Raw genomic sequence first — 24,553 nt, forward strand, 5'->3', positions numbered from 1 at the left:
CCCCTCGCCGACAGCAACCCGATTCCTGCCGACAGCAACCGGGATCGCGCCGACAGCAACCGACATTTCGCCGACAGCACCCTGTCGACCGGAGCGCTGCCAGGACATGTGGTGCTCTCGGGGTGATTTCAGTTTCTGCCGGCGCGAATCGGGTTGCTGTCGGCGCGAATCGGGTTGCTGTCGGCGGGTTGATCAGCCCCGCCGCACAGTGCCGGTCGCGACCACCAGATCGGCGATGACGCCCGCAAGAGTGTGAAACGCCTCGGCCCGTCGCGCCGACTCGCGATACACCAACCCCACCCGCCGGCCCGGACGGGGCCGCGCAAAGGTTGCGGTGGCCAGATGACCACCGTCGGTCTCGACCGCCACGGCGGTCTGCGGGATCAGAGTGACCCCCAGACCACCCTCCACGCATTGCACCGCAGTCGCCAGAGACGCCGCCCGTGTCTGCCCGACGTCCGGCCGGACGCCCGCGAGCCGGCACACCTCCAACGCCTGATCCCGGAGGCAGTGACCTTCGTCGAGAAGGAGCAACGGCAGGTCGGCGAGCGACGCCGGGTCCACCCTGCGTCGGCCCGCGAGCGGATGGGCGGCAGGCAACGCGAGGACGAAATCCTCTGTGTACAGCGGAACCTCGGCCATCCCACGTTCGTTCGTGGGCAACGCCACGATGGCCACGTCGAGTGATCCGTCTCTCAACTGCCGCAGCAGCCGCGCGGTCTGATCCTCCACCACTTGGATCTGCAGCCCCGGAATGCGTTCTGCCACACCACGAAGCACTGCCGGAAGGATGTACGGGGCGACCGTCGGTATCAGGCCTACCCGCATCGGCCCGGCGAGCGGGTCACCGCTTCCCGACGCCTCGGCAAGCAGCTCATCGATCGCATCCACGGCGGCGATTGCCCTGGGCAGCAACCTCTCCCCCTCCGGCGTCAGGAAGACACGTCTCGTCGTCCGCTCGACGAGTTGCACTCCGAGACCGGCCTCGAGACCGGCGAGCGCTTGCGACAGGGTCGGTTGACTCACCCCGAGATCATCTGCTGCAGAACCGAAATGACGGCGATGGGCGACGGCCACGAATGCGCGCAGAGCGGTCGTCGACGGTTGATGACTTTTATTGGCCATGCCTATCAATATAGTGCGTATCATCACGTTTCGCTCTTGCCGATATTCCGGCACGATGGTGCATGTCTGACGACGAATCCGCGTCCTCTTATGACGCACCGACGCTGATCGAACCACCAAGGAGCGAAACAGAGCATGGCTTTGCTGACCATCGGCGACCAATTCCCCTCCTACCACCTCACCGCGGTCATCGGGGGCGACCTGTCCAAGGTTGACGCCCAGAAGCCGGACGACTACTTCACCACGGTCACCAGTGACGATCACCCCGACAAGTGGCGCATCGTCTTCTTCTGGCCGAAGGACTTCACCTTCGTGTGCCCCACGGAGATCGCCGCTTTCGGCAAGCTCAACGACGAGTTCGCCGACCGTGACGCCCAGGTACTCGGCGCCTCGGTCGACAACGAGTTCGTGCACTTCCAGTGGCGGGCACAGCACGAGGACCTCAAGACCCTCCCCTTCCCCATGCTGAGCGACCTCAAGCGCGAACTCGCCTCCGCGGCGGGCGTTCTCAATGCGGACGGGGTGGCCGACCGGGCCACCTTCATCATCGATCCGAACAACGAGATCCAGTTCGTCTCGGTGACCGCCGGTTCAGTCGGCCGCAACGTCGACGAGGTTCTCCGTGTCCTCGACGCCCTGCAGTCCGACGAGCTGTGCGCCTGCAACTGGAAGAAGGGTGATCCGACCATCGACGCCGGTGAACTCCTGACCGCGAGCGTCTGAGAGGGGACCACATGAGCATCGACAATCTCAAGGAAGCGCTGCCCGAGTATGCCAAGGACCTCAAGCTGAACCTTGGCTCGATCAGCCGGACCACGGCGCTGAGCGAAGAGCAGCTGTGGGGCACCCTGCTGTCCACCGCGGCCGCGACGCGTAATGCCAAGGTGCTGGCCGAGATCGCCGACGAGGCCGCCGACACACTGTCGGCCGAGGCCTACAACGCCGCACTCGCCGCGACGTCGATCATGGGGATGAACAACGTCTTCTACCGTGGCCGCGGCTTCCTCGGCGGCAAGTACGACGACCTGCGCCCCGGTCTGCGCATGAACATCATCGGCAATCCCGGAGTGGACAAGGCGCTGTTCGAGCTGTGGTCTTTCGCGGTGTCGTCGATCAACGGTTGTGAGCACTGTGTCGGTGCGCACGAGAACACGCTGCGCGAGGCGGGCGTGGATCGTGAGGCGATCTTCGAGGCTCTCAAAGTCGCCTCGATCGTCGCCGGTGTCGCCCAGGCGATCGCGACCACCGAGGTGCTTGCGTCGGTCTGACCGACCCCGTATACAGATCTGCCCCCGACTCTCCGACAACGGAGGGCCTGGGGCAGATTCGATTCTCCCGGGCTCAGCCCAGCGCGGCCCGCATCCGGTCGGCGAGCTCGCCGACCTCGTCGGTGGTCATCACGAAGGCGGGCGAGATCTGCAGCGCACCCTGGCCCGCTGCACGGCCGCTGACTCCGTGCTCGCGCAGCCTGCCGACCATCGGTACCGCCTGCGCGGGGTCGGACAACTGGACCGCGGTGACCGCGCCCAGGCCGGTGCGGACCTCCGACACCGAGTCGAGGTCTGCCAGCGGCGAGAGCGCCTGCGCCAGATCGTTTTCCAGGCGGGTCGCCTCGGCCAGCAGACCCTCACGCTCGATGATGTCGAGGTTCGCCATCGCGGCCGCGGCAGCACCTGCATGCCCGCCGTAGGTGTAGCCGTGGCGCCACCACACCCCGCCCGCGAAAAACGGCTCGGCGATGTGGGGAGCGATGAACACCGCACCCATCGGCACGTATCCGGACGTGAGGCCCTTGGCGGTCGTCATCATGTCGGGCGCGAGGTCGAAACGGGACGACGCGAACCAGGAATCACCACCGATGCGGCCGAATCCGGTGACCACCTCGTCGGCGACGAACAGCACGTCGTGGTCGCGGCAGATCTGACGGACCTCGGCGAGGTACCCCTCGGGAGGCAGATATATCCCGCCGGCACCGATGATCGGCTCGCAGAAGAACGCCGCGACGCGGTCGGCGCCCAGACGCTCGATGAGGCCGAGGAGACTCTTCGCGTTGTCCCACTCCACCGACTCGGCGTCGGGCATGAGTTCGCCGTAGCCCTCGCGGTTGCCCGGGATGCCCGCGAGCGCCGTGCCCGCCACATGCATGCCGTGGTACGCCTTGGTGCGGCCGACGATGATGTTCTTCTCCGGCCTGCCCTGCTCGTGCCAGTAGCGCCGGGCCAGCTTCGCCGCTGTGTCGACAGAGTCACTGCCACCCGACGTGAAGAAGATCTTGCTGTCAGGAACCGGGGCGATTGCGGCGAGCCGTTCGGCGAGTTCCGCGGTGACGTCGGCGGTGATGTCGCCGAACCCTGAGTAGTGCGCCAGGCGACCCAGCTGATCCGCGACGGCCTGGGCCACCTCGGTTCGGCCATGGCCGATGTTGGTGAACCAGAGACCCGCCGTCGCGTCGAGATACTCGCGTCCGGAGGCGTCCCAGATCCGCGTTCCTTGTCCGCGAGTGACCACGAACGGCCCCTTGGTGGAGACCGAACCCATATCAGCGAAACCGTGCCACAGTGAACCAGCCATCCCCCAATCATGCCGGGCGTGCGCCGGGTCACCTCCGTCGACCCCATATCCTGGACAGATCATGCCCGTTCCGACCGCAGAGGACCGACGAGCGCTCACCGATCGCCTCGCCGACGTGACCATCCTCGACGCGCACCGTCTGCGCCGACGTCTCGACAAACTCGGTCGCTCACCGAAACGGGCGGCCTGGGACAAGCTGGCCGCCGATGTCGATGCCGCGACGCACCGCGTCGATCGTCGCCGTGCGACGGTACCGACGATCACCTTCCCGCCGGACCTGCCGGTGTCGGCGGCTCGCGACGAGATCGCCGCCGCCATCGCCGATCACCAGGTGGTGGTGATCGCCGGTGAGACCGGTTCGGGCAAGACCACCCAGCTACCCAAGATCTGTCTCGAGCTCGGCCGAGGCATTCGAGGCGCCATCGGCCACACGCAGCCACGGCGGATCGCTGCGAGTTCGGTCGCGCGCCGCATCGCGGACGAAACCGACAGCGAGATCGGTCAGGCGATCGGATACTCCGTGCGGTTCACCGACCGGGCCGGCGCCAACACCCTGGTCAAGGTGATGACCGACGGCATCCTGCTCCGTGAGATCGGTACCGACCCTCTGCTGCGCCACTACGACACCCTCATCATCGACGAGGCCCACGAACGCAGCCTCAACATCGACTTCATCCTCGGGTACCTGAAGCGACTGCTGCCGCGCCGCCCCGACCTCAAGGTCATCATCACCTCGGCGACCATCGAGCCCGATCGGTTCGCACGGCACTTCGCATCCGACGGACCTGCGGACGGCGACCGGCCCACTGGAGACGTACCCATCCTGGAAGTGTCCGGGCGCGCATATCCCGTCGAGGTCCGATACCGCCCGTTCGGGGATGACCGGGACCCCGATTCCGACCATCGCGACCTCGATCAGGTCCAAGCCGTCGACCAGGCCGTCGGCGAGCTGTGGTCGTCGCACCGCACCGGCGACATCCTGGTGTTCCTGCCGACCGAGCGGGACATCCGCGAGACCGCGGATGCCCTGCGCCATCGTGTCTCGGCGGGTGCCGAGATCGTCCCGCTCTTCGCGCGGCTGTCGGTCGCCGACCAGCAACGCGTCTTCGCGCCGTCGAGCGGGCGGCGCATCGTCCTCGCCACCAACGTCGCCGAGACCTCGCTGACTGTCCCGGGTATCCGCTACGTCATCGATACCGGCACCGCCCGCATCTCGCGCTACTCCACCCGATCGAAGGTGAATCGTCTTCCCATCGAGCCGATCTCCCAGGCTTCCGCCCGGCAACGCGCCGGTCGGTGCGGTCGGGTCGCGCCGGGCATCTGCATTCGCCTGTACTCCGAAGAGGATTTCGACAACCGCCCGGCGTTCACCGATCCGGAGATCCTGCGGACCAATCTCGCCGCGGTGATCCTCCAGATGGCCGCCCTGCACATCGGCGACGTGTCGGCATTCCCCTTCGTGCAGCCGCCCGATGCTCGCGCCATCCGTGACGGCATGGCCGCGCTCACCGAACTCGGCGCGATCCGTGAGACCGCTCGCGACGATCATGAGCCGGTCCTCACCCGAATCGGTCGGGACATGGCCCGGATACCGGTCGATCCGCGTCTGGCACGGATGCTGATCTCCGCGCACGAACTCGGATGTCTCGACCACGTCCTGGTGATCGCGGCGGCGTTGTCGGTGCCCGACGTCCGCGAACGGCCGGCGGAACATCGCGAGGCGGCCAACACCTCGCATCGCCGTTTCGCGGTGCCGGGTTCCGAGTTCCTCTCGTATCTCGAACTCTGGGAATACCTGAATGACCGACGAAAGGAGTTGTCCGGCAATCGGTTCCGCCGGATGTGCGAGAGCGAGTTCCTGCATTTCCTGCGAATCCGGGAATGGCAGGAGCTCCACCGCCAGTTGTCGCGGATCGTCTCCGACCTCGATTGGACCGCCACCGCGTCGCCACGCGACGCCGACGCCATCCATCGTTCGATCCTGTCCGGACTGTTGGGCAACATCGCAGTCCGCCAGGGAGACTCACGCGACTACATCGGTGCCCGAAACACATCGCTGGCGATCTTCCCAGGCTCGTCGCTCGCCCGTAAACCACCACCCTTCATCATGGCCGCCGAGATCCTCGAGACCTCACGACTGTTCGCGCACACCGTCGCCGGCATCGACCCCCTCTGGGCCGAGAAACTCGCGGGCGACCTCGTCCGCCGGTCGTACAGCGAGCCGCACTGGTCCGCCAAGCGCGCGTCGGCGATGGCCTACGAGCGGGTGACGCTCTACGGCGTCACCCTCGTCGCTCAGCGACGCGTTCCCTACGGCGCGATCGATCCGCCGACCTCACGGGAGATGTTCATCCGCCACGCCCTGGTCGAGGGCGATTGGCGCACCGATCATGTGTTCTTCCACCGGAATCGGGACCTCCTCGAGGCGGCCGCCGACGTCGAGCACCGCGCCCGTCGTCGCGACCTGGTGATCAGTGAGGAACAGCTTTTCGAGTTCTACGATGCACGCGTCGGCGGTGACGTGGTGTCGGCGCGGCATTTCGACACGTGGTGGAAGAAGACGCGGCGCGAGCATCCGGAGCTGCTCGACCTGAAACCGGAGGACGTGGCCGCCGATGTCACCGTGGCGGACACCGACTTTCCCGGAGCCTGGCAGCAGGGTGAGACCCGCCTGGAACTGCGCTACCGATTCGAGCCCGGCGCTCCCGACGACGGGGTGACCGTCGTGATCCCCCGGCCGCTGCTCGATCACGTACGACCCGCCGGCTTCGACTGGTCAGTCCCCGGCCTGCGTTCCGAGCTCGCCACCGAGCTGGTCAGATCCCTGCCGAAGGTCGTCCGCAAGTCCATGGCGCCCGCTCAGCGCTTCGCCGACCTCGCGGTGTCGCGATTGACACCCCGGTCGGAGCCGTTGCTGACCGGTCTGGCTCGCGAGCTCACCTCGATCACCGGCATGACGGTGTCGCCGGGTGACTTCTCGCTCGAGCGTGTCCCCGCGCATCTGACGATGAACTTCGCCGTCACCGATCGCACCGGGACGGTGGTCGCGAGCGGCAAATCACTGGCGGACCTGAAAAAGGGGTTCGCCGGGCACGACGACACCTCTCATCCCCGCGCCGTCCACACCTCGTGGAGTGCCGACGGCATCGGCGACCTGCCCGAAACCACCACTACGACTGTCGCGGGCCAGACGATCACCCGCTATCCGGGCCTCGATGTCGTGCGGGACGATGCAGGCCGAGCAACCGGCGTGACACGGACCGAGTCCGTCACCGCGACCGAACGCGACCACAAGCTCACGAACGCGGTGGTGGTGTTGCTGGAGACGACGATCCCGACGCTGTCCAAGAAGATCATCGGCACCCTCGACCCCGCCGGACGGTTGGCGCTGAGTCAGAGCCCGTATCGGCGAGGTGACGATCTGCTGGCCGACTGCACCCGGCGCGCGGTCCGCGATGCCGTGGCCACCCGAGATCTCACCATCATCCGGACGCCGGACCAGTTCACGCGGCTCCGCGACCAGATCCGATCGACCGTGACGGACGCGGCCCCCGAGTACTTCGCGCTCGCCACCGACGTTCTCCGACATCTGGCCCCGCTCCGATCGGAGATCGACCAGGACAGCGGGTCCGTCGCGGCCGACGACGTGTCCGAGCAACTGGAAAATCTCGTCTTCGACGGATTCGTGGCGGCCACCCCACGCACATATCTCACCGAGATCCCCCGATACCTTCAGGCGGCGGAGAACCGATTGGCCGACCTCTTGGCATCATCGAGCCGCGATCGCGATGCCCTGGCCGCGGTCGACCGCGTGATCGCGCACTGGAATCAGCGAGTCGCCCAGCTCCCCGTCGGTCGGCGCGATGCCTTCAACGAGTACGCACATTGGATGGTCGAGGAACTGCGGGTCGGTCTGTTCTCGCAGCGCCTCGGTACCGCCTATCCGATCTCCGAGAAGCGAGCGCTCCGCTTTCTGGACGCGTTCCGCTGAGCTCTCTGGACGGGTTCCGCTGAGCTCTCTGGACGGGTTCCGCTGAGCGCATGTCCGAGCGCACATCGCCCGGGCGCCGTCATTCCGAGACGATCGACCCCGTGGCGTCCACTGTCTTCCCGTGCGTCAAGTCGCCCTGCAGGTCATCGATCTCACGCTGGAAGTCCTCGAGCGAGTCGAACGAGCGGTACACCGACGCAAATCGGAGGTAGGCCACCTCGTCGAGCTCACGCAGCGGCTTGAGGATCGCCAATCCCACTTCGTTGCTGGGGATCTCGGCCGATCCGGATGCGCGCACGGCATCCTCGACCTGTTGCGCGAGCTGGGCGAGCGCGTCTTCGGCCACCGCGCGGCCCTGGCACGCCCGACGAACTCCGCGCATCACCTTCTCACGACTGAACGGCTCGGTGACCCCGTTGCGTTTCGCCACCGACAGCACGGCGCTCTCCACCGTCGAGAACCGGCGACCACACTCCGCACACGAACGGCGCCGTCGGATCGCCTGCCCTTCATCGGCGACACGCGAGTCGATGACCTTGGTGTCTTCGTTCTTACAAAACGGGCAGCGCATGTTGTCCTCACGCACATCTCGGGACACTCCGGCGCACCGGATGCTCGCTACGCCGTGCCGGTTCCCGGCTGGAACCTGTGCCATGGAGGATACCGTCCGTTGCTCAGCGGTATGCGGGCGCGATCAGCGCCTGCCCGACATGGAGGCCCGAGGCGGGCAGGGCGTTGCGCTCGACGATCTGATCGATGACCGACTGGCGCGGCAGATCCGGCGCCACCCGATCGGCGATCGAGCTCAGGGAGTCGCCCTGCCGCACATGCACCACCTCGGTGCCCACCGGTTGCGGGGCGACGGACGCGGCGTAGTTCGTCCCCACGATGGCGACGACCCAGACGAGCGCGGCCAGTGCACCCCCGACCAGCACCGCCAGTGCGGCCGCACGACGGCGGGCATAGACCCGCCGATCGTCCGCCGGTGCCGCACACCGGGTGCCGACGATCGTCGTGCCCGGGTTATAACGCCCGGCCGGACGTCGGTCGGCCGGACGGGTCGGCTCGACCCTGGCGGCGCGCCGGGGACGCGTGCCGACGCCCGACGTGACCGGCCGTCGCGGCGCGCCCGTCGGTGTCTCGCGGGACCGGGTCCCGCTGCTCGGCAGATCGCGCACGAGCGTCTCGCGGGTCGACGCCTCACGGGTCAAGGTGGCTGTGCTCATCGTGTCCTCCTGGGATCCGAATCGGCCGTCCCCTCGATCACATGTTCGATGGAACGCATGTTCGATTTGTAGCACGATGCCCCGACAAAGTCTCGACACGCGTCGAACAAATGTTTGAACCTGTCGGCGGGTTCGGTTAACCTCGGCCGTGAGACACGCGATCGACCAGCAATTTTGCGAGACGAACCCGATTCGGCGACAGCCGACGATGCAACAGCCGACAGGAAGGACTCAGCGATGAGCGACAAGGCCGGCGGGCGGCGCGGAGCCTCCCGCGCGATCCACGAGAGCGTAGACGCCCCCGACGAGTCGTCCGATCCGGCACCCGTCGTCGCCGACCCCGAGTTCGCGGAGACAGCCCTCACCGCACGCCAGCGCGGGGTCCTGGAGTTCATCCGCCAGTCCGTGCGGGAGCGTGGCTATCCGCCCAGTATCCGCGAGATCGGCGACGCGGTCGGACTGACCTCGACGTCATCGGTGGCGCATCAGCTCCGCACCCTGGAACGCAAGGGATTGCTCAAGCGCGATCACAACCGGCCGCGTGCGGTGAACATCCAGGACGGCGACCACACCCCGCCGGGCGGTGCCGCTGCCGGACTCGCCGACGGTCAGGAGCTGCCCACGCCGACCTTCGTGCCCGTCCTCGGTCGGATCGCCGCCGGCGGACCGATCCTGGCGGAGCAGGCCGTCGAGGACGTGTTCCCGCTCCCGCGAGAACTGGTCGGTGAGGGATCGCTGTTCCTGCTGCGCGTCGTCGGCGAGTCGATGATCGACGCCGCCATCTGCGACGGCGACTGGGTGGTGGTCCGGCAACAGAACGTCGCAGACAACGGCGACATCGTCGCAGCAATGATCGACGGCGAGGCGACCGTGAAGACGTTCAAGCGCAAGGACGGTCACGTCTGGCTGATGCCGCACAACGAGCTCTTCGATCCCATCCCCGGCGACGAGGCCGCGATCCTCGGCAAGGTCGTCACGGTGATGCGGCGCGTGTGAGGGTCGCCTGAGGGTCAGCCGTCGAGCGCCGCCGACGCGACCGCACGGGCCTCGGCGGGACCGGCGGTCGTCAGCACCGCTTGTGCGGCAGACCGGCATTGGTCGAGAGTCACCTCCGCGAGGCGTGCGCCGACCGGGGCAGCCGCGGCGGGCGCCGCGGACAACGAACTGACACCCATGCCGACGAGCACACACGCCAGCAACGGATCGGCGGCCGCCTCACCGCACACCCCGACCGGCTTGTCCGCCGCCTGACCGGCGCGGGCGACCATGTCGATCAGCGCGAGCGCGGCCGGCTGCCACGGATCCGTCAGCGTGGCGAGTTCGGCCGACATCCGATCGGCGGCCATCGTGTACTGCGTCAGATCGTTGGTGCCGATCGAGACGAAGTCGACCTCCGCCAGGATCGCCGCAGCCAGGATCGCGGCAGCCGGCACCTCGACCATCACCCCCGCGACCAACCCACGGCGACGCACCTCGCCCGCGAATTCCGCTGCCTCGGAAGGCGATGCGATCATCGGGGCCATCACCCACGGCGTGGCTCCGCCCTCCTGCGCGGCGGCCGCGATCGCATCGAGCTGCACCGCGCGGATATCGGGATGGTCGATGGCGATGCGATTGCCCCGGACGCCCAGCGCCGGATTGGCCTCATTCAGTTGGGTCACGAATTTCAGCGGCTTGTCCGACCCGGCGTCGAGCGTCCGGATCACCACTTTCTGATCGGCGAACGCGTCGATCACCTCGCGGTACAGCGTCGTCTGCTCGGCGATCGTCGGCGCCTCGGCGCGATCGAGGAACGCCAGCTCCGTGCGGAACAGCCCGACCCCCTCGACCGGATAGCCGGATGCGGTCCGTGCCGACGCCCCGTCGGCGACGTTCGCGAGCACCGAGACCCGATGTCCGTCCGCGGTCGCCCCAGGGCCCGTCCACGACGCCACCGCAGCAGCTTTGCGGCGGCTCTCGTCGACACCGGCGAGCGCCTTCGCCTCGTCGGGTTCGATCTCCAGAGTGCCCGCCGTACCGTCGACGAGCACTCTGGTGCCGACGGCCACGGTCGCGAGCCGGCCGACTGCGACAACGCACGGAATCCCCAACTGACGGGCGATGATCGCCGTGTGACTCGTCGGACCTCCGAGACGGGTGACCAACGCGATGATCAGTGTCGGATCGAGTCCGGCAGTATCCGCCGGGGCGAGGTCGTCGGCGAGCAGCACCGACGGCACGGGCGGTTCCGGTACGCCGGGCTCGGGTACCCCGAGCAACTCGGCGACAACCCGATCCCGGACGTCGTTGAGATCGGTGACCCGTTCGGCCATCAGTCCGCCGAGCTTGGTGAACATCGCGGCGAACTGTTCGGTCGCGGCCACCGCCGCGGCCGGCGCGGGGGTGCCGGTGGCGATCAATGCCGACGCCGCACCGACCCAACCACGGTCCTCGGCCAGACCCGCGGTCGCCACGAGCACCTCCGACGCCGCGCCCGAGGCATGCGAGGCCCGCTCCCGGAGCCGTCCCGCCACCGCCGCGGCGGCGTCGCTGAAGCGCTTGGTCTCGACATCACGCTCGTCCTCGGCGACGGCAGCCTCCGCCGCGCTCGGGTCGTATTCCGGACGAGCGCCCGGCCAGATCGCCGGTCCGAAGGCCTTACCCGCCACCACCGGCGTCCCCTGCAGAACCTGTGTCTGTGTCACCGAAGTCCCTATCCGTCCGTCGGTCCGCGAGCCGTTCCGGCCCAGGACTTACCGGCCTGTCTCGAACAGCGGGTCCTGTGGGTAATGAGCCCGCACTGAAGGTTATGTGATTCAAGTTACAAGAAAACCTTGACTTGTCAACATAAACAGGCGTAAACACAGATATATCAACAGACAAATCCACAGATTCCAACAGACGAGGACTTCCGTGTACGCCGAAGAACGTCAGCAGGCGATCGCCGATCAGGTGCGGGCCAACGGCCGCGCATCCGTCGCCGCGTTGGCCACGCTGTTCGACGTGACCAGTGAGACGGTCCGTCGGGACCTCGCGACCCTCGAACGCGCAGGACATCTCCAGCGGGTACACGGCGGTGCGGTTCGGCCGGGCTCCACACCGGTGTTCGGTGAGCTGGGCATCGACGAACGACAGATGACCCACACGCATGAAAAGGTCGCCATCGGCCGAGCGGCGATCCGGTTCCTCCCACCGGACGGTGGTTCTGTCTTCTTCGACGCCGGCACCACCACCTTCCAGGCCGCCCTCGCCCTGCCACGTGACCGCCGTCTGACCCTGATCACCCACAGCATCCCCATCGCCGCGGCGCTGGCCGGCCACCACTCGTCGGACCTCCATGTCCTGGGCGGCCGTGTCCGCGGACTCACACAGGCGACCGTGGGCTCCGAGACGGTGGCGGCCCTGGAGCGACTACGCATCTCGACGGCCTTCGTCGGTGCGAACGGGATCAGCGAGTCACACGGACTCTCCACACCCGATCCGGACGAGGCCGCCATCAAGGCAGCGATCGTCAGGGTTGCCAATCGCGTAGTGGTGCTTTCCGATTCATCAAAGATCGATCGCGAGGACCTGTCCTCGTTCGCCGATCTCGCAGATATCGACGTGCTGGTCACCGACGCCGGGATCGACCCGGCCACCTCCGCGGCCCTGTCGGTCCGCGGAATCGATGTCGTGATCGCGTGACCGAGAGGACCCCATGACACGACCATCAGCGGATCCGGTGATCGTTACTGTCACCGCCAACCCGAGCCTCGACCGGACCCTCGAGCTAGCCGCACCGCTCAGTCGCGGAGAGGTGCAGCGCGCGACATCGGTGCGTGCCGAACCCGGCGGCAAGGGCGTCAACGTCGCGCGGGTGGTGTCCGAGGCAGGTCTGTCGACCCTTGCCCTCCTGCCCGCGCGGACCAGCGACCCGCTGCTCACAGCGCTCGACACGGTCGGCCTCCCCTATCTCGCGCTGCCGATCGACGGCGACGTCCGGTCCAACGTCACGGTCGCCGACCCCGACGGCACGACCACCAAGATCAATGCACCCGGCTTCCGCCTCGACCCCGCCGAGGCACATGCCCTCGTCGATCTCGTCGTCGAGAATGCGCGCGGCGCGAGCTGGGTGGCACTGTGCGGGTCACTGCCGCCGGGGCCGTCCGACAACTGGTACCGAACCGTCATCGACGAGCTCGACGGACAGCAGTGCCGCGTCGCGGTGGACACCTCCGGCGGCCCGCTGTCGGCGACCGTCCGGGGTCGGGTGGACCTGTTGAAGCCCAACGACGAGGAACTGGCCGAGGCCACCGGCGCGGATCCCGCACGTCTCGTCGCCGCGACGTCACGAGGTGACTACGAGCCACTGCTCGCCGCGGCGCGCACCCTCGTGGACCGGACCGGGGCCGCCGTCCTCGCCACCCTCGGCGCCACCGGGGCGATCCTGGTCACCGACACCGGAAACTGGTTTGCCACACCACCACCGATCGTGCCCCGCAGCACCGTCGGCGCCGGTGACTCGGCACTCGCCGGCTATCTGCTCGCCGAGACCCGCGGCGCAGCGGAACCGGATCGGCTCCGCTCGGCGGTCGCCTATGGCTCGGCCGCCACCGCTCTCGCCGGCACTCAGCCGCCTGCACCGGGTCAGCTCGATCTCGCCGGGGTGACGGTCACCGACCTCTCCGGAGCCGCCCGGGTCGGATGACACTCGACGATCGCATGCACGGGCTCGTTCCCGCCGAACGGCCTGCCACCATCCAGCCTCCACGAACACGACGACCGCACATCCCGATGTAGAAGGAAATCCGATGTCCGAACAGATCATCACGACGCAGACGGTGAGTCTCGACGTCGACGCGGGCGCCGACCCGGCTGCCGTGATCGGCTATCTCGCCGAAGCACTCCAGGCCGCAGGCCGCACCACCGATGCCGCCGATCTCACCCGTGGAGCGCTCGCCCGTGAGGCGAAGTCCGCGACCGGACTGCCCGGTGGTATCGCGATCCCGCACGCCCGCGCCGAGTCGGTCACCGAGGCCAGTCTCGCGATGGCGCGGCTGTCCGCCAAGGTCGACTTCGGGGCACCCGACGGCCCGGCAGACCTCGTGTTCCTCATCGCCGCGCCATCCGGCGGCGCGTCCGAACACATGAAGCTGCTGAGCTCCCTGGCACGTTCACTGGTCCGCCCCGATTTCGTCGCGTCACTTCGCGAAGCCGAGAGCGATGACCGTGTGGTGCAACTCGTCGATCAGGCGATCAATCCCGCACCCGCACAACCGGTGGCATCCACTGCCGCGGCCACCGGCGCGGCCACCGCACCAGCGGCCGGCGCCTCGCCCCCGACACCCGAGCCTGCCGGCCCCGAGCGCAAGTCGATCGTCGCGATCACTGCGTGTCCGACCGGGATCGCGCACACCTACATGGCGGCAGATGCCCTCAAGTACGCGGCCGAACGCGCCGACATCGACTTCCACGTGGAGACTCAGGGGTCCTCGGCGACAATCGCATTCGATCCGCAGGTGATCGCGAACGCGGACGCAGTCATCTTCGCCACCGACGTCGGGGTGAAGGGCAAAGAACGTTTCCACGGCAAGCCTGTCATCTCCTCCGGAGTCAAGCGGGCGATCAACGAGCCCGACGAAATGATCGCCGAAGCGGTTGCAGCCTCGGATAATCCGAACGCCGCAGTGGTGGCGGGCTCCGGCGACGGCGTCCCGGACAGCACAGCGGAAGCCGGCGGCGTCGGATTCGGCAAACAGGTCCAGCAGGCACTGATGACCGGCGTCAGCTACATGATCCCGTTCGTCGCCGCCGGCGGTCTACTCATGGCTCTCGCCTTCCTCCCGTTCCTCGGCGGCTACGAGATCGCGAACTCGACACTCGACACGTCCGGTGCGCTCAATGACGGACAGTTCATCGCGCTGAACAACAGTCTGTGGGATCTGCCGGCAGGCGGCCTCGGCCAATACATCGGCGCGGTGTTGTTCGCCGTCGGTGGTCTCGCCATGAGCATGCTGGTCCCGGTCCTGGCCGGCTACATCTCGTTCGCCATCGCCGATCGACCCGGTATCGCACCCGGTTTCGTCGCGGGACTGGTGTCGGTCGCCGTCGGTGCCAGTTTCATCGGTGGTCTGGTCGGCGGTCTCATCGCCGGTGTCGCCTGTTTCTGGATCGCCCGACTCCCGTTGCCGCAGTGGGCGCGAGGGCTGATGCCGGTGGTGATCATCCCGCTGCTGGGCAGCTTGATCATCGGCGTCCTCCTGTACATGCTGCTCGGCAAGCCGCTCGCGTGGGTCACCGATCAGATGACCGACGGCCTCAACAGCATGTCCGGCGGCTCGGCGATCATCCTGGGCATCGTGCTCGGCCTGATGATGTGCTTCGACCTCGGCGGCCCGGTCAACAAGGCGGCGTATCTGTTCGCCACCGCGGGCCTCGCGATCGGCGGCAATGCACAGCTGGAGATCATGGCCGCGGTGATGTGCGCAGGCATGGTCCCGCCGCTGGCGCTGGCCCTGGCCACCGTGCTGCGCCCGAAGCTGTTCACCGAGCCGGAGCGTGAGAACGGCAAGGCCGCATGGCTGCTCGGTGCATCGTTCATCTCCGAGGGCGCGATCCCGTTCGCGGCGACCGACCCGTTCCGCGTGATCCCGTCGATGATGGCCGGCGGCGCACTGTCCGGTGCGCTGATCATGGCGTTCGGAGTCACCCAGCGCGCTCCGCACGGCGGCATCTTCGTGTTCTTCACGATGAACCACTGGGTCCTCTTCCTGGTGGCGCTGGCCGCCGGAACGGCGTTGTCCGCGTTCCTCGTCGTCGCGGCCAAGCAATGGAATACGGCCCGGAAAGAGGCGACGACCGTACCCGAACTGGAGACCGTCGCAGCCTGAGCTGATCGGCCAAGCCGTACCACGTCGTCGCGAAACGCGTGCACAATCGTCGTCAGCGACACTATTCAGACATCACCACCAAATGAGTGAGGAGACACCCACATGCCCAGCACCACCGTCGCCGTCGGCTCCGCCGTCGGACTGCACGCCCGCCCCGCGACGATCATCGCCGAGGCGGTCGCGGACGCCGGCACCGCGGTCACCATCGGCCTCGAGGGCGGAGACCCGGTGGATGCCGGTTCGGCTCTGATGATCATGACGCTCGGCGCCGAGAAGGGCACCAACGTCGTGGTCACCGCCGAGGATCAGAACACCCTCGATGCGATCGCCACCCTGGTCGCGAAGGATCTCGACGCCGACTGAGGTCGGCGCCCTCCCGAGCGGTTCCCGCCTCCCGTCGCCGAGGGGCTCGGAATCCCGCCGTCCGCTGACGGATTCACGTCGAGCGTGCGGAGAATCCTGTCGATCGTGCGCACCATTCCGTCGAGCGTGCGTGGGCATCAGTGCCTACGCACGCTCGGCGGATTTCTGTGCCCGCTCGATGGAATTCTGGGCCCGGTCGGCGGATTGGCTACATCACCGTGCGGTCGTGACCGTGAGATCGTCGAGCGCGCCCGCGAAGGCGGCGGGGACGCGCACCCTCATCCGGGTGCCGTTCGCGGTGTGTTCGCTCGACACCACCTCGCCCTCCTCGTGAATCCGCGACACCACGTCACCACGGGTGTACGGCACGTCGATCGTCAGCTCCACGTCGGAGCGCCCGATGAACTCGCGGAGCCGGTCGAACAGCTCCGGCAGTCCCTCACCGGTGCGCGCCGACACGAACACCGCATCGCCGAACGCCCCGCGCAGTTCGGCCATCCTGGTGGCGTCGACGGCGTCGATCTTGTTGATGACCAACAGCTCCGGCGGCGGCGCGGCGCCCTCCTCGGCGACCACTTCGTTGATCACCTGGCGGACGGCCGAGATCTGTTCGGCGGGAAAGGCATCCGCACCGTCGACGACGTGGAGCACCAGGTCGGCGTCGACCACCTCCTCCAGCGTCGAGCGAAACGCCTCGACGAGCTGCGTCGGCAGGTGCCGCACGAATCCGACGGTGTCGGTGAACACCACTGCGCGCCCGTCGTCGAGGGTGGCGCGACGGGTGGTGGGGTCGAGGGTGGCGAACAGTGCGTCCTGCACCAGCGCTCCTGACCCGGTCATCGCGTTGACGAGACTCGACTTGCCGGCGTTCGTGTATCCGGCGACCGTCAGCCGCGGGATGGCGTTGCGTTCCCGCGCCGCGCGCATCACGGTGCGCGACTTTTTCATCCCGCGGATCTCGCGACGCAGCTTCGCCATCCGCTCACGGATGCGCCGACGATCCGTCTCGATCTTCGTCTCGCCCGGACCACGCAGGCCCACCCCACCGTTGCTTCCCGCGCGTCCACCCGCCTGGCGCGACATCGACTCGCCCCACCCGCGCAGTCGGGGCAGCATGTACTCCATCTGGGCGAGGGACACCTGGGCTTTGCCCTCGCGCGACGTCGCGTGCTGGGCGAAGATGTCGAGGATCAGGGCCGTGCGGTCGATGACCTTGACCTTGACGATCTTCTCCAGCGCGGTGAGCTGGGCCGGGGTGAGTTCGCCGTCGCAGATCACCGTGTCGGCCCCGGAGGTGAGCACGGCCTCGCGGAGTTCCTCGGCCTTTCCGGACCCGATATAGGTGGCCGAGTCGGGCCGTGATCGCCGCTGGATCAGCGCGTCGAGAACCTCCGAGCCGGCCGTCTCGGCGAGCGCGGCGAGTTCGACCATGCTGGCGCGCGCCTGGGCGGCACTACCCTCGGTCCAGACACCGACCAGCACGACGCGTTCGAGTCGCAGCTGCCGGTACTCGACCTCGGTGACGTCTGTGAGTTCGGTCGACAGTCCGGCGACACGCTGCAGCGAGGCGCGCTCGGAGAGCTGGAGCTCACCCGTCGTGGGTTGGGCCAGACCGCGGAGGATGTCGCGGCCGGCACCCGGCTCGGTGGCGGTCTCGGGGAGGTCGGTGAGATCGTCGTCGTCCGGGGTGGACAGGGAAAATGGTGTGGATGCTGATTCGGTCATAGGCAAGACCATGATCTCACGTCATGGGACCACTCAGCACCTGGATTTCCGGTGACCGCCGGGTGGCCGCCGAGATCAGTCCTGGAGCCGGTCCCAACCGGCCCGCAGTTCCCCGTCCGCGACCAGCATCGACGGTCCGCGCAGGTGGGAACCGTCCGCCCGGATGCCCACCTCGACGCGACCACCGGGCACGGAGATGCACAGGGTGCCGGTGGACTGGCCACCGGCGGCCAGAACCGCGACTCCGGCCGCCACCAGGCCGGTCCCGCAACTGCGCGTCTCGCCCACACCGCGCTCGAAAACCCGCATCGCCGCGGGTAGACGTCCACGCTTGTCCACAGGCCCGGCGGGCGTCACCAGCTCCACATTGGCCCCGTGTGGAAAGGCCTGGCCGTCGATCTCGACCCCCGCGGTGAAGTCGACAGTCGCGAGGTCGGCGGCGGTCATGTCCGGCACCACGCAGGCCAGGTGCGGATTGCCCACATCGACCATCGCACCGCGATACGCGTCGTCGCCGATCCGCACCATCGATTCACCGTCCAGACGCACCTTCCCCATCTCGACGGTCACGTCGGCGCGGACGTCGTCGTGGCTGTGCACGATCACCGGTCGGGCACCGGCACGCGACCCGACGGTGAACTCGTCGTCGGAGACCAGACCCGAGGCCCGCAGGTGGTGGGCGAACACCCGCACACCGTTCCCGCACATCTCGGCGACCGATCCGTCGGCGTTGCGGTAGTCCATGAACCAGTCGTCGGGCGCGACACCGTCGGGCAGCGCGGTCAGCACTCCCCGCTCCACCAGGGCGGCCGAGCGCACCACCCGCAGAAGTCCGTCCGCGCCGATGCCGCGCCGACGGTCGCACAGCGCCGCCACCACGGGCTCGGTCAATTCGAGGTCGGCCGCCGGGTCGGTGAGGATGACGAAGTCGTTCTGGGTACCGTGCCCCTTGACGAAACGCCGACGGTCGGAGGCCGGTTCGGGCCGGGCGGTGGACTGTGCAGTGGAAGTGGACTGTGTCGCCGTCACCCGATCCAGGGTACGGGCCTGCTGTCGGACCCGGCCACGCACCGATCAGCCGTGGCCGATCGCGCGGAGTGCGGCACCGATCAGGTCGCGTTCTGCAGCGTCGAGCCATCCGATGCGATGGTCGCGGCGGAACCACGAACGCTGCCGGCGGACGTAACGCCGCGTCCCGATGAAGGTGAGTTCCTCGGCCGTCGCCATGTCGTGTTCGCCGTCGAGAGCCGCGAGGACCTGTGCATATCCGATGGCCCGGGAGGCCGTCCGCCCCTCGCGCAGACCGACCTCACAGAGATCTCGCACCTCCGTTTCCAACCCACCCGCGAACATCTGCCGGGTGCGCAACCGGATCCGCTCGTCCAGGGCGCCGGTCTCCCGGTCGAGTGCGAGAATCCGCGTACCCCATCGCGGGTCCCCGATGGTGGGTGCCGACGCCGCGAACGGTTCACCGGTGATCTCGACGACCTCGAGGGCGCGCACGATCCGTCGTCCGTCGGTGGCGAGGATGGACGCGGCGGCCTGCGGGTCGACCTCGGCGAGACGCTGATGGAGACGGGCCACCCCGACATCGGCGAGCATCGCCTCGTACTTCGCCCGCACGTCGGCGTCGGTTGCCGGGAAGTGCCAATCGTCCAGCAGCCCTTGGATGTACATCATCGACCCGCCGACCAGGATCGGGGTCCGGCCCGCCGTGAGCAGCGTCTCCACGTCGGCGGCGGCGGACTGCTGATACCGCGCGACGGTCGCCGTCTCGGTCACGTCCAGGACATCGATCTGATGGTGCGGGATGCCGCGACGCTCGCGCGCCGTCAGTTTCGCCGTGCCGATGTCCATCCCGCGGTACTGCTGCATCGCGTCGAGATTGACGATCTCGCCGTCGAGTCGCTCCGCGAGGTCGAGCGCGAGATCCGACTTGCCGCTCGCAGTGGGACCGACGACCGCGACCGGAATCGGAGCGGTCATTGTGGTGTCCAGACCGCGACCACGTAACCGACCCCGAATGGCGCGCGCGCGTATCGGAGTTCGCCGCGCATCGTACGACCGGCGCAGAGCGCTGCGGCGACCTGCCAGGCCGGTCGCCCGCCCACGCCCTCGGCGGCGCACACCTCGGGATCGAGCCCGGCGAGCGCTGCGGCGTCGGCGGAGCCGAGCGCGTCGTCGATGAGCTGCTGGAGACGGACGGCCGATTCCCGCAGTCCGCCGCCGGGCGCCCGCGGCGACAACGAGATCGCACCGTCGCCGACCACGAGGACCCCGATCCGCTCCGACTGGCCGTCGACACGCCCGGCGACCTCTGCACCCAACTGCGCACACTGTTCGGGCGTCGCGCCGGCTGCCACCGGGACGGGCGTGACGACCTCGGCCCCGGCCTCGGCACGGAGCCAGCCCGCGATGAGCAACGACAACGGCAGGCCGCGGGTGTCGCCCGGTCGACCACCGACATCACCCGCGCCGAGGAATACCGGAACGTCGACCCCATAGGGCAGAAAGGTCCCGGCCGTCCCGACCTGGTCGACGCCGGTATCGGTGGCGCCGATCGCGATCCACGTCGACGCCGTCACGGCCAGATCTCGGCCCGCGGCCCGGGTCGCGGCGCGCACCTCGTCGGTGTCGACGGCGAGCGGGCCGGCCAGAGCCGGCACCAGCAGAGGAGCACTCGGCACGAACACCACGGACGCCAGCACGACCACGACGCTAGTCGAGCGATGAGGCGCGCTCAGCACCGGCATCGCGGTGCAATGTCGTGGCAGCGGCCCCACGAAGAGCTCTGACCTGTTTGAATGGTGAGACCTCCGTGTCGACGCCGGGCGCCACAGAGGTATCGATGCGACGGCAGCCGTGACGCGCGGCAACCAACCTGCGGGAGAGGGCACCTGCACATGACTGATCCGACCGATCCGACGAATGCCTCCGAGGTGACGGAGTCGACGACCCCTGCCGACACCGCGGCGACAGGTAGTCCGTCGCCGTCCGCAGAGCAAGCGACGCCACCACCGCGGCCGAGACCGGGGCCGAAACCCGGTCCCCGGCCCGGCCCACACCCACGACCGAGCGAGTTGCCCCCGGTGCCGACCCCCGTCCCGCACGGGGACCCGCACCAGTTCGGACGAATCGACGCGGACGGTGTGGTCTGGCTCAAGGCGGCCGGCGGTGAACGGGAGATCGGGTCCTGGCAAGCGGGTTCGGTCGAGGACGGCCTCGCCCATTTCGCGCGCAAGTTCGACGACCTCGCCACCGAGGTGGAGATCCTCGAGGAACGCCTCGCTGCGCGGTCCGGCGATCCGCGGAAGGCCCAGGCGGCCGCCCAACACCTGCTCGACGCGCTGCCGACGGCGGCGGTCATCGGCGACGTGGCGGCACTCGAGGAGCGGTTGAACCTGATCGTCGGGAGTGCCGACGAGGTGGCCGACTCGATCAAGTCCGAGCGGGACCGGCTGCGCACCGAGGCGATCGCGCGCAAGGAGGTGCTGGCCGCCGAAGCCGAGGAGATCGGCTCCGACTCGACACAGTGGAAAGCGGCCGGCGACCGGCTCCGCGCGATTCTCGACGAGTGGAAGACCATCAAGGGAGTCGATCGCAAGACCGACGATGCCCTGTGGAAGCGCTACGCCAAGGCGCGGGACGCCTTCAACCGTCGTCGCGGCGCCCATTTCGCCGAACTCGACCGTGAGCGGGCCGGTGCCAAGGCCCGCAAGGAAGAGCTGATCGCGCGCGCCGAGGAACTCTCCGACTCCACCGACTGGGGTCCGACTTCGGGGAAGTTCCGCGAGCTCCTCGGCGAATGGAAGGCGGCCGGGCGTGCCCCGCGCGACGCCGACGATGCCTTGTGGCAGCGGTTCAAGGCCGCCCAGGACGTGTTCTTCTCGGCACGCAACGCCGCCACGTCCGAGCGGGACAGCGAGTTCGCGGCCAACGCCACGGCAAAGGTCGCCCTCCTCGACGCCGCCGAGAAGACCATCAACCCGTCGTCGGATCTCGACGCCGCGCGCCGCGAGTTCCGGGCGTTCCGCGAAAAGTGGGATGAGATCGGCAAGGTACCGCGTGAACAGATGAGCGGCCTCGAGGGCCGTGCCCGTGCGCTGGAGAAGCGGATTCGCGACGCCGAAGACGCCCAGTGGCAGCGCACCGACCCCGAGGCCCAGGCGCGGGCCGCCCAGTTCGCGGATCGTGCGGCCCAGTTCGAGGATCAGGCCCGCAAGGCCGAGGAGCGCGGCAAGGCCAAGGACGCCGCCAAGCTCCGCGACCAGGCGGCGCAGTGGAAAGAATGGGCCGACGCCGCGGCCAGCGCGATCGCCGACCGCTGACCGGTAGCGCTCGAACTCTCAGTTGTCCTGACCGGGTTTGCGCTGCAACGAGCGCGCCAGGGCGTCGCGGGTCGCTGCTTCCTTGCGCCGCTCTTCCTCGAGTGCCAGGTGATAGGTGCTGCGGGCCCACACGACGCGGGCCCAGTGGAAGGTGAGCACCAAGACGGCCAGCCAGCCGATGATCAGCCCGATACCCACGCCCGACGGCGGTTGGATGCCACCGACGCCCGGCGTGTTCCGCGACCACCAGGCGAGCATTCCGGCCACACACGCGATCGCGTTGCCACACAGCGCAATCCACGCGATGATCCAGCGACGTGTCAGCAACGCCAGAACCGAGGCGCCGATCCCGAAGATGGCAACGAAATAGACGAACACCTTCGAGGTGATCGTGACCCGCTCGGCCACCGCGTCCGGGGAGAACGTGAGCACGTCGATGCCGCTCGCGGAGCCGGTGTGCGGCAGCACGAGCGAGAGCATCGCCACGAGGACCGCCACGGCGACCACCAGGGCTCGCATGCCGGGATCGATCTCACCGGCGACCTTGCGTTCGGCCTTGCGCAGATCTCCTTCGTACTCCGCGAAGCGGCCCGCATCGGTCGCGTTGTCGCGGTCGGGGGGAACCTCGGCCCCGTCCGTTCCGTCCTCCGGACGGTCACTCGCGTCGGCCATCAGCCACAACCTCCTGCACATCCGGTGGCGCTCGGTTCGACAGGCGCCGCACCGATCGTCGGTAAACCGAGTCCGACTCCGACCGGCGGTGTCGTCGGCGTGCGGCTCGTCTCGTGGGCATCTCCGGCCCGGGTCCGGCGGTGCGTCACCACCCCCGCATCGGCGATGAGATGGTGTGGGGCAGCACCGGTCACGTGGGTCGTCACCACGTCACCAGGACGGATCACGTCGCTCCCGTCCCGCTCCCCCGCGGCGAAATGGACGAGACGTCCGTCGCGCGCCCGGCCTGTCATCCGCCGGGTGTGCGCCGATTTCCGACCGTCGTCGGCGACGACGAGCAGTTCGACCTCGGTACCGACGATGGCCCGGTTCTCGGTGAGACAGATCTCCTCCTGCAGGGCGATCAACCGTCGGTAGCGCTCCCCGACCACCTCCGGCGGGACCTGGTCCGGCATCGAGGCGGCCGGCGTTCCGGGACGCGGCGAGTACTGGAAGGTGAACGCGCTGGAGAACCGGGCCGCGGCAACCACGTCGAGCGTCTGCTGGAAGTCCTCCTCGGTCTCACCCGGGAAGCCGACGATGATGTCGGTGGTGATCGCGGCGTGTGGCATGGCCGTCCGCACCTTGTCGAGGATGCCGAGGAATTTGCGCTGCCGGTAGCTGCGCCGCATCGACTTCAGGATGCGGTCGGAGCCCGATTGCAGCGGCATGTGCAACTGCGGGCAGACATTGGGCGTCTGCGCCATCGCCTCGATGACGTCGTCGGTGAATTCGGCCGGATGCGGTGACGTGAACCGGACGCGCTCGAGCCCTTCGATGCTCCCGCAGGCACGCAGCAGCTCCGCGAAGGCGCCACGGTTGCGGGGCTGGTCGGGATCTGCGAACGACATCCCGTATGCGTTCACGTTCTGACCGAGCAGGGTCACCTCGCTGACGCCCTGGTCGACGAGCGCCTGCACCTCGGCCAGGACTTCGCCCGGTCTGCGGTCGACCTCCTTGCCGCGCAGCGACGGCACGATACAGAACGTGCAGGTGTTGTTGCAGCCGACGGAGACCGACACCCAACCGGAGTAGGCGGAGTCACGCTTGGCCGGCAGGGTCGACGGGAACCGTTCGAGTGATTCGAGGATCTCGACCTGCGCCGACTCGTTGTGCCGCGCGCGCTCGAGCAATGCGGGCAACGAGCCGATGTTGTGCGTGCCGAACACGACGTCGACCCACGGCGCCTTGCGCAGCACCGTGTCCTTGTCCTTCTGCGCGAGACACCCGCCGACCGCGATCTGCATGCCGGGGCGCTCCGACTTCGCGGGCGCGAGATGTGACAGGTTTCCGTACAGCTTGTTGTCCGCGTTCTCCCGGATGGCACAGGTGTTGAACACGACCAGATCGGCATCGGCGTCGTCGGGCGCCTTGGTGTATCCGGCGGCCTCCAGGAGGCCTGCGATACGTTCCGAATCGTGCACGTTCATCTGACAGCCGTACGTCCGCACCTGATAGCTGCGGGCGGGTGCGGCAACGTCTGACCCGACGCCGGCTCCGGCGTCACGGGCGCCACGCCGCTCGGACAACTCGATACTCACGCCTCCCAGGGTACGGGCCTGCGCAAATCCGCTTTTCGACACTCGGACGGCCGATGAACAGGACGCGCCGCCCCGCTCACACTAGGCTGATCCCTTATGACCGATTCGCCGATCGAGGAACCCG

Annotated in this window: 20 protein-coding genes; 9 read left to right on the forward strand and 11 right to left on the reverse strand. The window is 68.2% G+C overall.

The genetic code is table 11. The features are described 5' to 3' along the window. Window positions 1-192 precede the first annotated feature (192 nt). Window positions 193-1,149, reverse strand: a complete 957-nt coding sequence (locus tag ACLQ3I_RS20135; protein WP_425794013.1) for a hydrogen peroxide-inducible genes activator — start codon at window positions 1,147-1,149, stop codon at window positions 193-195. A 111-nt stretch (window positions 1,150-1,260) separates the two neighbouring features. On the opposite strand from ACLQ3I_RS20135, the gene ACLQ3I_RS20140 reads away from it, so the two are divergent. Beyond that, a complete protein-coding gene (locus ACLQ3I_RS20140; protein WP_425793809.1) occupies window positions 1,261-1,848 on the forward strand; it encodes a peroxiredoxin in 588 nt (195 codons plus the stop codon). A gap of 11 nt (window positions 1,849-1,859) precedes the next feature. Next, entirely contained in the window at window positions 1,860-2,393 is a 534-nt protein-coding gene (locus ACLQ3I_RS20145; protein WP_425793808.1) for a carboxymuconolactone decarboxylase family protein, read from the forward strand. 73 nt (window positions 2,394-2,466) lie between these two features. Here the strand turns inward: ACLQ3I_RS20145 and ACLQ3I_RS20150 are convergent, their stop codons facing one another. Then, the gene (locus tag ACLQ3I_RS20150; protein WP_425793807.1) at window positions 2,467-3,696 is read right to left on the reverse strand and encodes an aspartate aminotransferase family protein; all 1,230 of its coding nucleotides are present in this window, start codon (window positions 3,694-3,696) and stop codon (window positions 2,467-2,469) included. Window positions 3,697-3,757: 61 nt separating this feature from the next. On the opposite strand from ACLQ3I_RS20150, the gene hrpA reads away from it, so the two are divergent. Continuing rightward, window positions 3,758-7,687, forward strand: a complete 3,930-nt coding sequence (hrpA, locus tag ACLQ3I_RS20155) for an ATP-dependent RNA helicase HrpA (RefSeq protein ID WP_425804237.1) — start codon at window positions 3,758-3,760, stop codon at window positions 7,685-7,687. 79 nt (window positions 7,688-7,766) lie between these two features. Here the strand turns inward: hrpA and nrdR are convergent, their stop codons facing one another. Together nrdR and ACLQ3I_RS20165 are read right to left on the reverse strand one after the other, a co-directional pair. Continuing rightward, window positions 7,767-8,258 (reverse strand): transcriptional regulator NrdR, encoded by a 492-nt coding sequence (gene nrdR, locus ACLQ3I_RS20160; RefSeq protein ID WP_425794012.1) that lies wholly within the window; start codon window positions 8,256-8,258, stop codon window positions 7,767-7,769. 103 nt (window positions 8,259-8,361) lie between these two features. Continuing rightward, window positions 8,362-8,913 (reverse strand): LysM peptidoglycan-binding domain-containing protein, encoded by a 552-nt coding sequence (locus ACLQ3I_RS20165; RefSeq protein ID WP_425804239.1) that lies wholly within the window; start codon window positions 8,911-8,913, stop codon window positions 8,362-8,364. 237 nt (window positions 8,914-9,150) lie between these two features. On the opposite strand from ACLQ3I_RS20165, the gene lexA reads away from it, so the two are divergent. Further along, window positions 9,151-9,909 carry a transcriptional repressor LexA gene (lexA, locus tag ACLQ3I_RS20170; protein ID WP_425804242.1) on the forward strand — a complete coding sequence of 253 codons (759 nt, stop codon included), beginning with the start codon at window positions 9,151-9,153 and terminating at the stop codon, window positions 9,907-9,909. 14 nt (window positions 9,910-9,923) lie between these two features. Here the strand turns inward: lexA and ACLQ3I_RS20175 are convergent, their stop codons facing one another. Continuing rightward, complete coding sequence (locus ACLQ3I_RS20175) at window positions 9,924-11,597, reverse strand: putative PEP-binding protein (protein WP_425804245.1); 1,674 nt, start codon at window positions 11,595-11,597, stop codon at window positions 9,924-9,926. A gap of 208 nt (window positions 11,598-11,805) precedes the next feature. Here ACLQ3I_RS20175 and ACLQ3I_RS20180 point away from each other — a divergent pair, with 208 nt between their 5' ends. From ACLQ3I_RS20180 to ACLQ3I_RS20195, 4 genes are all read left to right on the forward strand, one after another. Then, window positions 11,806-12,576 (forward strand): DeoR/GlpR family DNA-binding transcription regulator, encoded by a 771-nt coding sequence (locus ACLQ3I_RS20180; RefSeq protein WP_425804248.1) that lies wholly within the window; start codon window positions 11,806-11,808, stop codon window positions 12,574-12,576. A gap of 37 nt (window positions 12,577-12,613) precedes the next feature. After that, on the forward strand, window positions 12,614-13,579 hold the full coding sequence (locus tag ACLQ3I_RS20185) for a 1-phosphofructokinase family hexose kinase (RefSeq protein ID WP_425804442.1): 966 nt from the start codon (window positions 12,614-12,616) through the stop codon (window positions 13,577-13,579). 103 nt (window positions 13,580-13,682) lie between these two features. After that, entirely contained in the window at window positions 13,683-15,761 is a 2,079-nt protein-coding gene (locus ACLQ3I_RS20190) for a PTS fructose transporter subunit IIABC (RefSeq protein ID WP_425804250.1), read from the forward strand. Between the two features lie 102 nt (window positions 15,762-15,863). After that, window positions 15,864-16,124, forward strand: a complete 261-nt coding sequence (locus ACLQ3I_RS20195; RefSeq protein WP_425793798.1) for an HPr family phosphocarrier protein — start codon at window positions 15,864-15,866, stop codon at window positions 16,122-16,124. A 213-nt stretch (window positions 16,125-16,337) separates the two neighbouring features. On the opposite strand, the gene hflX is transcribed toward ACLQ3I_RS20195, so the two are convergent. From hflX to ACLQ3I_RS20215, 4 genes are all read right to left on the reverse strand, one after another. Continuing rightward, complete coding sequence (gene hflX, locus ACLQ3I_RS20200; RefSeq protein WP_425793797.1) at window positions 16,338-17,849, reverse strand: GTPase HflX; 1,512 nt, start codon at window positions 17,847-17,849, stop codon at window positions 16,338-16,340. A 75-nt stretch (window positions 17,850-17,924) separates the two neighbouring features. Continuing rightward, window positions 17,925-18,878: a diaminopimelate epimerase gene (gene dapF, locus ACLQ3I_RS20205; RefSeq protein WP_425804252.1), complete on the reverse strand. Its 954-nt coding sequence runs from the start codon at window positions 18,876-18,878 to the stop codon at window positions 17,925-17,927. Window positions 18,879-18,923: 45 nt separating this feature from the next. Further along, on the reverse strand, window positions 18,924-19,835 hold the full coding sequence (gene miaA, locus ACLQ3I_RS20210) for a tRNA (adenosine(37)-N6)-dimethylallyltransferase MiaA (protein ID WP_425804254.1): 912 nt from the start codon (window positions 19,833-19,835) through the stop codon (window positions 18,924-18,926). Continuing rightward, window positions 19,832-20,557, reverse strand: a complete 726-nt coding sequence (locus ACLQ3I_RS20215) for a hypothetical protein (RefSeq protein ID WP_425804256.1) — start codon at window positions 20,555-20,557, stop codon at window positions 19,832-19,834. The genes miaA and ACLQ3I_RS20215 overlap by 4 nt, the downstream gene beginning before the upstream one ends. A gap of 195 nt (window positions 20,558-20,752) precedes the next feature. On the opposite strand from ACLQ3I_RS20215, the gene ACLQ3I_RS20220 reads away from it, so the two are divergent. Then, entirely contained in the window at window positions 20,753-22,177 is a 1,425-nt protein-coding gene (locus ACLQ3I_RS20220) for a DUF349 domain-containing protein (protein ID WP_425793791.1), read from the forward strand. An 18-nt stretch (window positions 22,178-22,195) separates the two neighbouring features. Here ACLQ3I_RS20220 and ACLQ3I_RS20225 read toward each other — a convergent pair whose 3' ends face one another. Both ACLQ3I_RS20225 and miaB read right to left on the reverse strand, forming a co-directional pair. After that, entirely contained in the window at window positions 22,196-22,849 is a 654-nt protein-coding gene (locus ACLQ3I_RS20225) for a hypothetical protein (protein ID WP_425793790.1), read from the reverse strand. Next, window positions 22,849-24,429 carry a tRNA (N6-isopentenyl adenosine(37)-C2)-methylthiotransferase MiaB gene (gene miaB / locus ACLQ3I_RS20230; protein ID WP_425793789.1) on the reverse strand — a complete coding sequence of 527 codons (1,581 nt, stop codon included), beginning with the start codon at window positions 24,427-24,429 and terminating at the stop codon, window positions 22,849-22,851. The genes ACLQ3I_RS20225 and miaB overlap by 1 nt, the downstream gene beginning before the upstream one ends. Window positions 24,430-24,553: the final 124 nt, after the last annotated feature.

Source organism: Gordonia sp. DT101 (assembly GCF_049844895.1).
Classification (GTDB): Bacteria; Actinomycetota; Actinomycetes; order Mycobacteriales; family Mycobacteriaceae; genus Gordonia.